The following is a 13,252-nucleotide window of genomic DNA, read 5'->3' as shown; positions in this document are numbered from 1 at the left end:
ACGGGCGGCCCCCGGCCGGCCGCGGGCCGGTCAGCCGCGGAGCGAGCCGGCCTGCGCCTCGGCCGCGACGCGCCGGATCAGCCCGGTGAGCGCCGCGTTCACCGCGTCCGGCCGTTCGAGCAGCACCATGTGCCCGGCGTCCGGGACGACGACGACCTCCGGGTCCCTCAGCCGATCCGCGATCAGCTCGCTGTGCTCCTTGGGGATCATCCGGTCGGCGTCGCCGGTGAGCACCAGCGTCGGGATGCGGCGCAGCGGCGCCAGCGACCCGGTCTCGTCCAGGCCGGCCAGCGCCGGGTAGAACTCCGCGATCACGTCGACCGGGGTCCCGGCGATCATCGCGTCGACGTAGTGCACCAGGGCCGGGTCGACGTCGGAGGAGGCGAAGGACAGCGCCCGGGTCGCGGCCGACACGATGTCGGCCGCCAGCCGCCGGGTGCGCTCGGCGAACGCGGGACGGCGGCGCATGGTCCAGGCGGCGACCGGCAGCAGGGTCGCGCGGACCCGGGTGAGGAACTCCGGGAGCCCGAAGTCGAGGTCGGCGAGGTTGCCGCTCGACGTGGACAGCAGCGCAGCGCCCACCACCCTGGAGCCGAAGAGCTCCGGGTGCAGGGCGGCCAGGCCCATGATGGTCATGCCGCCCATCGAGTGGCCGACGAGGACGACCGGCCCGCGCGGCACCCGCGCCTCCAGGACGGCGGACAGGTCGCGGGCCAGCTGCTCGATCGTCGAGTGCTCGTGCGGGCCGCGGGTCGAGGCGCCGTGCCCGCGCTGGTCGTAGAACACCAGCCGCGCTCTGGGCCGGTGCCCGTTCGCCGTGGCCAGCTCCGCGCCGAGGGTGCGCCGCTGGAAGGCCCACGACGCCATGGAGAGCGTGTAGCCGTGCACGAAGACGACCGTCAGCGGCGCGTCCCGCGGGCCGATCTCCTCGACCGAGAGCAGCACGCCGTCGTCGGCCTGCACCAGGGCGCTGCGGTCGGCCGCCCGCGCCGCACCGCCGAGCGGATCGGTGGCGCGCAGCCGGGCCTCGGGGACGCCGGCCAGGTCCGCCGGCCGCGGCCCGCCGGCCGCCACCCGCCGGGCGGCGATCCGGGTGAGCGCGACACCGGCGGCCGTCCCGGCCGCGGCCAGGCCCAGGACCGCGCCGACGACCCCGGCGGTGTGCCCGCGGGAGTGGGCCGGCTTCTCCGACCGCGCCATCAGACCGCGCCCGCCGAGCCCACGTAGCGGCGGGTGAAGCGGCCGCCGATGCGGGTGACCAGCTCGTAGTGGATGGTGCCGGCCGCGTCGGCCCACTGCTGCGCCGTCGGCTCGCCGTCGTCGCCCGGGCCCCAGAGCACGACCTCGTCGCCGGGCGCGACCGCGTCGTCCCCCAGGTCGAGCACGAACTGGTCCATGCAGACCCGGCCGGCGACGGTGCGCTGCGCGCCGGCCGCGAGGACCGGCGCCCGGTTGCCCACCGCCCGCGGGATGCCGTCGGCGTAGCCGACCGGCACCAGCGCCAGCGTGGTCTCCCGCTCCGTCGCGTAGGTGTGCCCGTAGGAGACACCGGCGCCGGCCGGCACCCGCTTGGTGTGCGCCACCTGCGCCCGCACGGTCATCGCGGGCCGCAGCCCGTGGACGGCGGGGTCCCCGCCCATGGGGTCCAGGCCGTAGAGGGCGACGCCGGGCCGGACCATGTCGAACCACGTGCCCGGCAGCGCGATGGTGGCCGCCGAGTTGGCCAGGTGCCGCCGGGCGTCGGTCAGGCCGGCCGCGCGGGCCACCGCCACCGCCTCCTCGAACACCCGCACCTGCGCGGCGATCGTCGGGTGGGTCGGCGCGTCCGCGTAGGCCATGTGGCTCCACAGCCCGGTCACCACGACGTCGCCGTCGGCCTGCGCCCGCGCCGCCGCCTGCACCAGCGCGGGCCACTCGTCGGGGGTCGCGCCCTCGCGGGACAGCCCGGTGTCGACGGCCAGGTGCAGGCCGGCGGTGCGCCCGGTGGCCCGGGCGGCCGCGACGACCTCGTCCAGCCCCCACCCGGCGTTGACCGAGACCTCCACGTCGGCCTCGAGGGCTGCCGCGAAGTCCGCCCCCGGGCCGTTGAGCCAGGCCAGCACCGGCGCGGTCACGCCTGCGGCGCGCAGCGCCAGCGCCTCCTCGACGACGGCGACGCCCAGCGCGTCCGCCCCGCCGGCGAGCACCGCGCGGGCGGCCGGCAGCAGCCCGTGGCCGTACCCGTCGGCCTTCACCACGGCCATGAGCGGCCGGCCGACCCGCTCGCGCAGCACCGCGGTGTTGGCGGCGATGGCATCGAGGTCGACGACCACCTCGGCCCGGTTCGGCTTCGCGTTCGTCACGCTCCCGAGTCTCCCAGGCGCGGCGACGGGAACCCGTGCACGCGCCCGACCGCCTCGGGGAGGTGGCGGACGAGGTCGCCCGCGATCAGCGGACCGCGCCGTGCCGCGAGCTGCCCCGTCCGGCCGTGGAGGTGGGCGGCGGCCGCGGCCGCGACGGCAGGGGGCCGGCCGGTGGCCAGCAGGGCGCCGGCGATGCCGCTGAGCACGTCCCCGGTGCCGGCCGTGGCCAGCCAGGCGGTGCCGGTGCCGTTGACGAAGGCTGTGCCGTCGGGGTCGGCGACCACCGTCGCGTCGCCCTTGAGCAGGACGACGGCGCCGAGGTCCGCGGCCAGCCGGCGGGCCGCACCGATCCGGTCGTCCCCGACGTCGCTGCCGAAGCGGGCGAACTCACGGTCGTGCGGCGTCAGCACCGTCGGTGCGTTCCGCCGGCGCACCAGCTCCGGCTCCCGCGCCAGGAGGGTCAGCCCGTCGGCGTCCACGAGCACCGGCAGGTCGGTGGCCAGCACCTCGGCGAGCACGCCGCGGGCGTCGTCGTCGGTGCCCATGCCCGGGCCGACCACCCACGCCTGCACGCGGCCGGCATCGGACGGCCGGCCCTCGCTGACGATCGCCTCGGGCCACGCGGCGCGCACCCCCGCGGCCGCGGTCCCCGCGTAGCGCACGAGCCCCGGGCGGGTGCGCAGCGCCGCGCCCGTGCACAGCACTCCCGCGCCCGGGTACGTGGCCGAGCCCGCGACCACACCCACCACGCCCTGCGAGTACTTGTCGTCCCCGGCCGTCGGCGGTTCGAGCACGTCCGCGACGTCGGCGTCGGTGAGCTGCCAGGCAGTGGCCGGGGGCAGGTGCGGGCCGAGCCCGATGTCCACCAGGTGCACCTCGCCGGCGTGGCCGCGACCCTCGCCCACGACCAGGCCGCGCTTGACCGCGCCGAAGGTGACCGTGTGCATGGCGGGGAACGCCGTCCCGTCGACGGCGCCGGTGCCCGCGTCGATCCCGCTGGGGACGTCGACCGCCACCGTGACGGCCGTCCCCTCGGCTGCCGCGGCCGCCAGCGCCGCAGCGTCGGGCCGCAGGCCGCCCTGCCCACCGATGCCGAGCATCCCGTCGAGCACGAGGTCGGCCCGGCCGGCCAGCCGCCCGGCGCCCGGGTCGGTGGCGGGCACCGCGCGCCCGCCCGCCCGCCGCAGCGCCGCGAGCCCTCCCTCGTGCGCCCGGTCGGGGACCAGCAGGACGGCGGTGGCCCGCGCGCCGCGGGCGGCCAGGGCGGCTCCGGCGAAGAGCGCGTCGCCGCCGTTGTTGCCGCTGCCCACGAGCAGCACCACTGCGCGGCCGTAGACGGGGCCCAGCAGCCGGCCGCAGACCGTGGCCAGCCCGGTGGCGGCCTGCTGCATGAGCGGCCGGCCCTCGGCGAGCAGCGGGGCCTCCGCCGCCCGAACCTCGTCGGGGGTGAACAGGCCGATCACGGCTCGACCCGGGCGACGCCCTCGGCGACGACCACCGCCGAGGCGATGCCGCCGTCGTGGCTGAGCGACACGTGCCACGAGGAGACGCCGAGCTGCGCGGCGCGACCCGCGACCGTGCCGCGCACCTCGAGGTGCGGGCGGCCGTGCTCGCCGACGGTCACCTCGGCGTCGTGCCAGCGCAGGTCGCCGGGTGCGCCCAGCGCCTTGGCCAGCGCCTCCTTGGCGGCGAACCGCGCGGCCAGGGACTCCGCGGTGCGCGGGTTCCCCGACTGCGTGCGCTGCTCGGCCGCGGTGAACAGCCGGTCGCGCAGGGCAGGCGTGCGCGCCAGCGTCTCCGCGAACCGCTCGACCGGCACGACGTCGATCCCGACCCCGATGATCACGCGGTCAGTCTGCCTGGCGCCCGGCGTCCTGGCTCACCGCTCGGGGTCCTGGCTCACCATCGGTGCTGAGCCAGGACCCGTGGTGATCAGGTCTCCTGATCACCACGGGACTCACTCCACGGTGACGGACTTGGCCAGGTTCCTCGGCTGGTCGACGTCGAAGCCGCGGGTGTCGGCGATCTCGCAGGCCAGCACCTGCAGCGGCACGGTGGTCACCACCGGAGCCATGAGCGTCGGCGTCCGCGGCACCCGGATCAGGTGGTCGGCGAAGGGCACGACGTCGTCGTCCCCCTCCTCCGCGATCACGATGGTGCGGGCGCCGCGGGCGCGCACCTCCTGGATGTTGGAGACGACCTTGCCGTGCACCGACTCGCGGCTGCGCGGCGACGGGACGATGACGATGACCGGCGTGCCCTGGTCGATGACCGCGATCGGCCCGTGCTTGAGCTCACCGGCGGCGAAGCCCTCGGCGTGGATGTAGGCGAGCTCCTTGAGCTTGAGCGCGCCCTCCAGGGCGACCGGGAACCCGACGTGCCGGCCGAGGAAGAGGATGGTGCCCGCGTCGGCCAGCGACCGGCCGAGCGCCCGGACGTCCTCCATGCTGGTCAGCACCTGGGCGACGGCCTCGGGCAGGCGGCGGAGGTCGTCGACGATGGCGGCGACCTCGTCCTCGTACTTGATCCCGCGCACCTGCGCGAGGAACAGGCCGACGAGGTAGCAGGCCACGATCTGGGCGAGGAACGCCTTGGTCGACGCGACCGCGATCTCCGGTCCGGCGTGGGTGTAGAGGACGGCGTCGGACTCGCGCGGGATGGTCGACCCGTTGGCGTTGCAGATGGCCAGCACGCGGGCCTTCTGCTCCTTGGCGTGCCGCAGCGCCATGAGGGTGTCCATCGTCTCGCCGGACTGGCTGATGACGATGACCAGCGTCGAGCGGTCCAGCACCGGGTCGCGGTAGCGGAACTCGCTGGCGACCTCCACCTCGACCGGGATGCGGGTCCAGTGCTCGATGGCGTACTTCGCGATCAGCCCGGCGTGGTACGAGGTGCCGCAGGAGACGACGAAGATCTTGTCGATGTCGCGCAGCTCCTGGTCGGACAGGCGCACCTCGTCCAGGACCAGCTCGCCGTTCTCACCGAGCCGGCCGAGCAGGGTGTCGGCGACGGCCTGGGGCTGCTCGGCGATCTCCTTGAGCATGAACCAGTCGTAGCCGCCCTTCTCGGCGGCCGCGGCGTCCCAGTCGACGGTGTAGGCCTTGGGCTCGGCGATCGCGCCGGAGAAGTCGGTGACGGTCAGGCCGCGGGAGCGGTCGATCTCGACGACCTGGTCCTGGCCGAGCTCGCGCGCCTCGCGGGTGTGCCCGATGAAGGCGGCGACGTCGGATCCCAGGAAGTACTCCCCGTCGCCGACACCGACGACCAGCGGGCTGCTGCGGCGGGCGGCCACGAGGGTGTCGGGCTCGTGCACCGAGGACGCGACGAGGGTGAACGCACCCTCGAGCCGGCGGCAGACCGCGCGCATGGCCTCGGCCAGCCGGCCCTCGCCCTCGGGGGTCGCCGCGTAGGCGCGGGCCAGCAGGTGAGCGGCGACCTCGGTGTCGGTCTCGGACTCGAACTCGATGCCGGCGTCCTCGAGCTCGCCGCGCAGCACGGCGAAGTTCTCGATGATCCCGTTGTGGATGACCGCGACGGTGCCGTCGGCGGACAGGTGCGGGTGGGCGTTGCGGTCGGTCGGGCCGCCGTGGGTGGCCCACCGGGTGTGCCCGATGCCGACGGTCGCCGCCGGCAGCGGACGCTCGGCGAGCACCTTCTCCAGGTTGGCGAGCTTGCCGGCCTTCTTCGCCGAGCTCAGCTCACCGTCCGCGACGACGGCGATGCCCGCCGAGTCGTAGCCCCGGTACTCCAGCCGCCGGAGCCCCTCCAGGACCACGTCCGTGGCGTCCTGGGGTCCGACGTATCCAACGATGCCGCACATTTGGACCAGAGTACCGGCGGTGGCGGACCGATCCGTCCGAACGGGCCGCGCCCTCCCCCCACGGGGACCCGGGGACCACAGCCGTCACAACCGCCCCGGCGGGGTCCTACTCGACCGACGCGACGACTTCGGCGAGGCGCCGGGCGACCTCGTCGGCCTGCTCCTGGGTGGGGGCCTCGACCATCACGCGGACCAGCTGCTCGGTACCCGAGGGGCGCAGCAGCACGCGGCCGGCGTCGCCGAGCTCCGCCTCCACCGCGTTGACCGCCTCGGCCACCGCGTCGCTCTCGGAGACGGCGAGCCGGTCGCGCACGGGGACGTTGACCAGCACCTGGGGCAGCCGCTGCACCACGGAGGCCAGCTCGGCCAGCGAGGCGCCGGTGCCCGCCATGCGGGACAGCAGCGCCAGGCCGGTGAGCATCCCGTCGCCGGTGGTGGCGTGGTCCAGGAAGACCAGGTGACCGCTCTGCTCGCCACCCAGGCTCAGGCCGCGGGCGCGCAGCGCCTCGAGCACGTACCGGTCGCCGACGGCGGTGGTCTGCACCGCGATGCCGGCGTCGCGCATGGTGTGGTGGAAGCCGAGGTTGCTCATCACCGTCGCGACGACGGTGTCCTCCTTGAGCGCGCCGCGCTCGTGCATGGCCAGGGCGCAGATCGCCAGGATGGCGTCGCCGTCGACCAGCTCGCCGTCGGCCGTGACGGCCAGGCAGCGGTCGGCGTCGCCGTCGTGCGCGATGCCGAGGTCGGCACCGTGCTCGCGCACGGCCTCGGTGAGCGGGCCGAGGTGGGTGGAGCCGATGCCGTCGTTGATGTTCCAGCCGTCGGGGTCGCAGCCGACGGCGTGCACGGTCGCGCCGGCGCGGCGGTAGACGTCGGGCGCGAGGCCGGCCGCGGCGCCGTGCGCCCCGTCGACCACGAGGGTCAGCCCGGTGAGCGGCTGGTCGACCGTGCCGAGCAGGTGGGCGACGTACTCGTCGGCCGCCTGCGGGAGGTCGCGCACGCGGCCGATGCCGGCACCGGTCGGGCGGTGGTCGCTCGAGCCCCCCGCGGCGATGGCCTGCTCGATCGCGGCCTCCGCGGCATCGGGCAGCTTGTGCCCGCCCCGGCTGAACAGCTTGATGCCGTTGTCGGGCATCGGGTTGTGGCTGGCCGAGATCATCACGCCGAGGTCGGCGCCGGTGCTCCCGGTGAGGTGGGCGAGCGCCGGGGTCGGCACCACGCCCGCGCGGAGCACCTCGGCGCCCGCGCTGGTGAGGCCCGCCACGACGGCGGCCTCGAGCATCTCCCCGCTGGCGCGGGGGTCACGGCCGACGACCGCGACGGGACGCGAGGTCCCGTCGCGGTCGGCGAGCACGGAGGCGGCGGCACGCGCCACCGCCAGGGCCAGCTCCGGCGTGAGGTCGGAGTTGGCCCGACCCCGGACGCCGTCGGTCCCGAAGAGGCGACCCACGGACGTGCCGGTCAGCGCTTGGAGTACTGGGGCGCCTTGCGGGCCTTCTTGAGGCCGTACTTCTTGCGCTCCTTGACCCGGGCGTCCCGGGTCAGGAAGCCGGCCTTCTTGAGCGCCGGGCGGTCGTCGGCCTCGAGCTCGATGAGCGCGCGGGCGATCGCCAGGCGCAGCGCACCGGCCTGGCCGGTGACGCCGCCGCCCTTGAGCAGGCCCACGACGTCGTACTGCTCGGCCTTCTCCAGGGTGACGAACGGCTCACGGATGAGCTGCTGGTGCACCTTGTTCGGGAAGTACTCCTCGAGGGTGCGGCCGTTGAGCTTGAACTGACCGGTGCCGGGCAGCAGCCGCACGCGGACGACGGCCTCCTTGCGCCGGCCGACGGTCTGCACCGGACGCCCCTCGGCGTCGGTCAGGGTGAGAGGGCTGGTCACTGGGCCACCTGCTTGATCTCGAAGGTCTGGGGCTGCTGGGCGGCGTGCGGGTGCTCGGGCCCGGCGTACACCTTCAGCTTCTTGAGCATCTGACGCCCGAGGCTGTTGTGCGGCAGCATGCCCTTGACGGCGCGCTCGATGACGCGGTCGGGGTGCGTGCGCAGCTGGTCGCCCACGGGGATGGTCTTGAGGCCGCCCGGGTGACCCGAGTGGCGGTAGGCCATCTTCGTGTCCCGCTTGGAGCCGGTGAGGGCGACCTTGCCGGCGTTGACGATGACGACGAAGTCGCCGACGTCCACGTGCGGGGCGTACTGGGGCTTGTGCTTGCCGCGCAGGAGCTGCGCGGTCTGGCTGGCCAGTCGACCGAGCACCACATCGGTGGCGTCGATGACGAGCCAGGCCCGGTCGACCTGACCGGGCTTAGGGGTGTACGTGCGCACGGCGCTCGTGTCCTCCGTCGTCGTCGGGATGCTGGTGGTTCGCCTCGCCGAGCACGGGAGACGGATCTGCACGCGCGGCACCAGCCGGCACGCGCGCCAACCGAGCACCCTACCAGCCGTGCAGGACCGACCGGTCACACCACTTCACGCAGCAGCCCCGTCGTCACGTCGAACACCGTGCCCCGCACCTCGCGGGAGAGCAGGTAGGGGCTCTCCCGGATCAACCGCATGGACTCCCGCACGTCGTCGTCGACGTCGGTGAAGGCGCGTGCCGCCCACGGCGGGCGGCGGCCGGTGGCCTGCTCGACCATGTCGGCGAAGGAGATGTCGTCGGTGGCCTGCAGGCCGCACTCCGTGTGGTGCACCAGCACGATCTCCCGGGTGCCCAGGGCGTGCTGGGAGATGGTCAGCGAGCGGATCACGTCCTCGGTGATCACACCACCGGCGTTGCGGATGACGTGCGCGTCACCGATGTCCAGGCCGAGCACCCCGAACAGCGGGATGCGGGAGTCCATGCACGCCACGACGGCGACCTTGCGGGCCGGTCGCACCGGCTTGCTGCCCGGGAACTGCTCCGCCCACCGCTCGTTCGCCTCGAGCATCCGGTCGATCTCGGCCACGCGTCCTCCTCACCCACGACGGTCGGGACGGACCATAACCGGCGGCGGGGGGACCGGCGCGCCGTCGATCGGCCAGGATGGGTCCGTGCGCACCGTCGAGGAACATCAGGCAGTGGTCACCGCGCTGCTGCCCGCGCTGCCCGAGGAGGCGGTGCCGCTGGCCGCCGCGCACGGCCGGGTGCTGGCCCGCGACGTCGTCGCCGCCGTGGCGCTGCCCGGCTTCGACAACTCGGCGATGGACGGCTACGCCGCGCGGTGGGACGACGTCTCGGCGACGGCGCAGGGCCCGGTCCGCCTGCCGGTGGCCGAGGACATCCCCGCCGGGCGCACCGACGTCGTCCCCCTGGCACCCGGCACGGTGCACCGGATCATGACCGGGGCGCCGCTCCCCCCGGGCGCCGACGTCGTCGTCCCGGTGGAGCTGACCGACGCCGCCACCGACGTCGTGGAGATCCGCGAGTCGCCCGCGCCGGGTACCCACCTGCGGCGGGCCGGTGAGGACATCGCCGCCGGCGCGGTGGCCCTGTCGGCCGGCTCCCCGCTGGGCGCCGCGCAGCTGGGCCTGGCCGCGGCGGTCGGCGTGACCGAGCTGCCGGTGCGCCGCCGCCCCCGGGTGCTGATCCTCTCCACCGGCAGCGAGCTGGTCGCACCGGGCGAGCCGCTGGCGCCGGGGCAGATCTACGAGTCCAACTCGCTGCTGCTCGCCGCGGCCGTCGAGGAGGCCGGCGGGATCCCGCGGCGGCTGCACTTCGTGCCCGACGACGTCGACCAGTTCCTGACCACCGTCCGTGCGCAGCTGGCCACGGCCGATCTGCTGGTCACCAGCGGCGGGGTGAGCGCCGGTGCGTACGAGGTGGTCAAGGACGCGTTCCGCGGCCTGGGCACGGTGGAGTTCGCCAAGGTCGCCATGCAGCCCGGTGGTCCCCAGGGCGCGGGCACCGTGGACGGCGTCCCGGTGGTGACGCTGCCCGGGAACCCGGTGAGCTCGTTCGTCTCCTTCGAGGTCTTCGTGCGACCCGCGCTGCGCCGCGCGCTCGGCCACGCCTCCCCCGACCGGCTGCGCGCCCCCGCCCGCCTGACCGGCCCGCTCCGCTCGCCCGCGGGGCGGCGCCAGTTCCTCCGCGGCCGCTACGAGGGCGGCGAGGTGTCGCAGGTCGGCGGCCCCGGCTCGCACCTGGTCGCGCACCTGGCCCGCGCCAACTGCCTGGTCGTCGTCCCCGAGGACGTCACCGAACTGCCCGCCGGCGCCGAGGTCGACGTCGTGCTGATCGAAGGAGCCCTCCAGTGAGCGACGCCCGCCTGACCCACGTGGATGAGACCGGTGCCGCGCGCATGGTCGACGTCAGCGCCAAGGCGGTGACCGCGCGCGAGGCGACGGCGGCCGGGCGGGTGCTGGTCAGCCCCGAGGTGGTCGAGCTGCTGCGCGGCCGGGGGGTGCCGAAGGGTGACGCGGTGGCCGTGGCCCGCATCGCCGGCATCGCCGGCGCGAAGCGCACCCCGGACCTGGTGCCGCTGTGCCACCCGATCGCGCTGCACGGGGTGACCGTCGACGTCGAGGTCGCCGACGAGGCCGTGGAGATCACCGCCACCGCGCGGACCGCCGACCGCACGGGCGTGGAGATGGAGGCGCTGACCGCGGTCACCGTGGCCGGCCTGACGATGATCGACATGGTCAAGGCCGTCGACCCACGGGCGTCGATCACCGACGTCCGGCTGCTGCGCAAGTCCGGCGGGAAGAGCGGGGAGTGGACCCGGTGAGCGCCCAGCTCCCGCCCGACGCCCGCGCCGTCGTGCTCACCGCCTCCAACCGCGCCTACGCCGGGGTCTACGAGGACCGCAGCGGCCAGGCTCTGGCGGAGGGGCTGGTGGCGCTCGGCTTCGACGTGGAGGGGCCGCACGTGCGGCCGGACGACGCCGCCGAGCTGGAGGCGGTCCTGCGCAACGCGGTCGACGACGGGTTCGACGTCGTCCTCACCACCGGGGGCACCGGCCTCTCCCCCACCGACGTCACCCCGGAGGCGACCCGCGCGGTGCTCGAGCGGGAGGCACCCGGGCTGGCCGAGGCGGTGCGCCGGTACGGGGCGGACAACGGTGTCCCGACGGCGGTGCTCTCCCGCGGCCTGGCCGGGATCGCGGGCCGCACCCTGATCGTCAACCTGCCCGGCTCGACCGGGGGCGTGAAGGACGGGCTGGCCGTCCTCGGCCCCCTGCTCCCGCACGTCGTCAGCCAGCTGCGGGGAGGCGACCACCGGTGATCGGCAGGCTCGAGAAGACCGTGCTGGACTGCCCCGACCCGCGGGCGCTCGCCGCGTTCTACGGCGAGCTGCTGGGGATGCGGGTGAACGAGGACACCGACGGCGAGTGGGTCGTCATCGGCCGCGAACCGGGGATGCGCGAGCTCGCCTTCCAACGCGATCCGGGTTACCGGCCCCCGACCTGGCCGGACCCCGACCGCCCGCAGCACGAGCACCTCGACATCCGGGTCGGCGACGTGGAGGCCGCCGAGCGCGCGGTGCTGGGCCTCGGCGCCCGGGTCCTGCAGGGCGAGTCCGGGACCGGGTTCCGGGTCTACGCCGACCCGGCCGGGCACCCCTTCTGCCTCGTCTACTGAGGCAGCTCGATCCGCTCGGTGCAGGTGTAGACGTTGCACCCGTCGCCGCGCAGGAAGCCGACGAGGGTGATGCCGACCTCGCGGGCCAGCTCCACCGCGAGCGACGACGGCGCCGACACCGCGGCGAGCACCGGGATGCCCGCCATCGCCGCCTTCTGGGTGAGCTCGAAGCTCGCCCGCCCGCTCACCATGAGCACGTGCCCGGCCAGGGGTAACCGGCCCGCGCGCACGCCGTCGCCGATGACCTTGTCGACGGCGTTGTGCCGGCCGACGTCCTCGCGCAGCGCCACCAGCTCGCCGGCCGAGGTGAACAGGCCCGCCGCGTGCAGCCCGCCGGTCTTCTCGAACACCTGCTGCTCGGCCCGGAGCCGGTCCGGCAGCGCCAGCAGCACCTCCAGCGGCAGGCGCACCGGGTCGGCGGCGACGTCGAACGCGGTCTTGGTGCGGATCGCGTCGATGCTGGCCTTGCCGCAAACGCCGCAGGAGCTGGACGTGTAGAAGTTCCGCTCCAGGCCGGTGTCGGGGATCGGCACGCCGGGGGCGAGGTCGACGTCGACCACGTTGTAGGTGTTCCGCCCGTCGGCGTCCACCGAGTCGCAGTAGCGCAGACCGGCGACGTCCTGCCCGCCGGCGATCACGCCTTCGGTGGCCAGGAAGCCGTGCACCAGGTCGAAGTCGTCGCCCGGCGTGCGCATCGTGACCGCCAGCGGCGCGCCGCCCAGGCGGATCTCCAGCGGCTCCTCCGCGGCCACGGTGTCCGGCCGGGTGGTGTGCTGCGGGCCGCGGATGCGCAGCACCGGCGTCCGGCTCGTCACTCGTCCCACGGGAGCGACGGTACCCACGCCGCGCCCGTACGGTGAGGCGGTGGAGCCGCTGCCGCCCTGGACCGCCCTCGTGCTGGCCGGTGGCCGGGGGGAACGGATGGGCGGGCAGGCGAAGCCGCAGCTCGAGGTGGGCGGCCGGACCATGCTCGCGACCGTCCTCGCCGCCGTCGCCGACGCCGCCGCGCGGGTGGTCGTGGGGCCGCCCCAGCCGGTCCCGGACGGTGTCGTCGTCCTCCGGGAGGAGCCACCCGGCGGCGGGCCGGTGGCCGCGCTGCGGGCCGGCCTGCCGGAGGTCGGCACGGAGGTGGTGGTGCTGCTCGCCGCCGACCTCCCGTTCCTGACCGCGGACCTCGTCACGGGACTCCGGTCCCGGCTCGAAGCGGCTCAGCTGGTTGAGGTCGGCCATGAGCGCGGTGGCGGCGCCCGGGTACTGGATCTTGACCGCCACGTCGCGGCCGATGCCGACGGCGTCGTGGTGGTCGACGAGACCGGGCGCGACCAGCACCTGCTCGGCGCGTGGCGGACTGCTGCCCTGCGCGCGGCGCTGCCCGGGGACGGCGGCCCGTCGTCGCTGCGCCGGGTGCTGGCCCCGCTGTCGGTCCGGCGGTGGCGCCCCGACGTCGCACCCGGCAGCCCGCCACCGTGGGCCGACTGCGACACCCCCGCTGATCTGGCGCGCGCCCGGGCGGTAGCCGGCCGCCTGGGCGGGTAGGG

15 protein-coding genes are annotated in these 13,252 nt (G+C 75.4%); 5 read left to right on the top strand and 10 right to left on the bottom strand.

Annotation, left to right across the window (positions count from 1 at the left end; translation table 11 throughout):
• Nucleotides 1-30: 30 nt before the first annotated feature.
• From DQ241_RS03900 to DQ241_RS03860, 9 genes are all read right to left on the bottom strand, one after another.
• Entirely contained in the window at nt 31-1,200 is a 1,170-nt protein-coding gene (locus DQ241_RS03900; protein WP_113828774.1) for an alpha/beta fold hydrolase, read from the bottom strand.
• Nucleotides 1,200-2,342 (bottom strand): alanine racemase, encoded by a 1,143-nt coding sequence (gene alr / locus DQ241_RS03895; RefSeq protein ID WP_113828773.1) that lies wholly within the window; start codon nt 2,340-2,342, stop codon nt 1,200-1,202. Before alr ends, DQ241_RS03900 begins: the two co-directional genes overlap by 1 nt.
• Complete coding sequence (locus DQ241_RS03890) at nt 2,339-3,805, bottom strand: NAD(P)H-hydrate dehydratase (RefSeq protein ID WP_199584027.1); 1,467 nt, start codon at nt 3,803-3,805, stop codon at nt 2,339-2,341. Before DQ241_RS03890 ends, alr begins: the two co-directional genes overlap by 4 nt.
• On the bottom strand, nt 3,802-4,188 hold the full coding sequence (locus DQ241_RS03885; RefSeq protein WP_113828772.1) for a holo-ACP synthase: 387 nt from the start codon (nt 4,186-4,188) through the stop codon (nt 3,802-3,804). The genes DQ241_RS03890 and DQ241_RS03885 overlap by 4 nt, the downstream gene beginning before the upstream one ends.
• Before the next feature lie 111 nt (nt 4,189-4,299).
• Nucleotides 4,300-6,162 (bottom strand): glutamine--fructose-6-phosphate transaminase (isomerizing), encoded by a 1,863-nt coding sequence (glmS, locus tag DQ241_RS03880; protein ID WP_113828771.1) that lies wholly within the window; start codon nt 6,160-6,162, stop codon nt 4,300-4,302.
• Between the two features lie 106 nt (nt 6,163-6,268).
• Complete coding sequence (glmM, locus tag DQ241_RS03875) at nt 6,269-7,612, bottom strand: phosphoglucosamine mutase (protein WP_113828770.1); 1,344 nt, start codon at nt 7,610-7,612, stop codon at nt 6,269-6,271.
• Nucleotides 7,613-7,623: 11 nt separating this feature from the next.
• Nucleotides 7,624-8,043 (bottom strand): 30S ribosomal protein S9, encoded by a 420-nt coding sequence (gene rpsI / locus DQ241_RS03870; protein ID WP_113828769.1) that lies wholly within the window; start codon nt 8,041-8,043, stop codon nt 7,624-7,626.
• A complete protein-coding gene (rplM, locus tag DQ241_RS03865; RefSeq protein ID WP_113828768.1) occupies nt 8,040-8,483 on the bottom strand; it encodes a 50S ribosomal protein L13 in 444 nt (147 codons plus the stop codon). Before rplM ends, rpsI begins: the two co-directional genes overlap by 4 nt.
• A gap of 134 nt (nt 8,484-8,617) precedes the next feature.
• Nucleotides 8,618-9,103, bottom strand: a complete 486-nt coding sequence (locus tag DQ241_RS03860) for a carbonic anhydrase (RefSeq protein WP_113828767.1) — start codon at nt 9,101-9,103, stop codon at nt 8,618-8,620.
• An 85-nt stretch (nt 9,104-9,188) separates the two neighbouring features.
• On the opposite strand from DQ241_RS03860, the gene glp reads away from it, so the two are divergent.
• From glp to DQ241_RS03840, 4 genes are read left to right on the top strand one after another with little or no spacing between them, the layout of a single operon-like run.
• Nucleotides 9,189-10,391 (top strand): gephyrin-like molybdotransferase Glp, encoded by a 1,203-nt coding sequence (gene glp / locus DQ241_RS03855; RefSeq protein ID WP_113828766.1) that lies wholly within the window; start codon nt 9,189-9,191, stop codon nt 10,389-10,391.
• A complete protein-coding gene (moaC, locus tag DQ241_RS03850; protein ID WP_113828765.1) occupies nt 10,388-10,861 on the top strand; it encodes a cyclic pyranopterin monophosphate synthase MoaC in 474 nt (157 codons plus the stop codon). The genes glp and moaC overlap by 4 nt, the downstream gene beginning before the upstream one ends.
• Nucleotides 10,858-11,358, top strand: a complete 501-nt coding sequence (locus tag DQ241_RS03845) for a molybdenum cofactor biosynthesis protein B (RefSeq protein WP_113828956.1) — start codon at nt 10,858-10,860, stop codon at nt 11,356-11,358. The genes moaC and DQ241_RS03845 overlap by 4 nt, the downstream gene beginning before the upstream one ends.
• The gene (locus tag DQ241_RS03840; protein WP_113828764.1) at nt 11,355-11,714 is read left to right on the top strand and encodes a VOC family protein; all 360 of its coding nucleotides are present in this window, start codon (nt 11,355-11,357) and stop codon (nt 11,712-11,714) included. Before DQ241_RS03845 ends, DQ241_RS03840 begins: the two co-directional genes overlap by 4 nt.
• Here the strand turns inward: DQ241_RS03840 and fdhD are convergent.
• Entirely contained in the window at nt 11,708-12,538 is an 831-nt protein-coding gene (gene fdhD, locus DQ241_RS03835) for a formate dehydrogenase accessory sulfurtransferase FdhD (protein WP_113828763.1), read from the bottom strand. The genes DQ241_RS03840 and fdhD overlap by 7 nt on opposite strands.
• A 40-nt stretch (nt 12,539-12,578) precedes the next feature.
• Between fdhD and DQ241_RS03830 the strand changes: the two genes are divergently transcribed.
• Entirely contained in the window at nt 12,579-13,250 is a 672-nt protein-coding gene (locus DQ241_RS03830) for a molybdenum cofactor guanylyltransferase (RefSeq protein ID WP_113828762.1), read from the top strand.
• Nucleotides 13,251-13,252 lie beyond the last annotated feature (2 nt).

The organism is Blastococcus sp. TF02A-30, assembly GCF_003319185.1.
In the GTDB taxonomy this organism is placed as follows: Bacteria; Actinomycetota; Actinomycetes; order Mycobacteriales; family Geodermatophilaceae; genus Blastococcus.
This window is presented reverse-complemented; position numbering and strand designations above follow the sequence as displayed.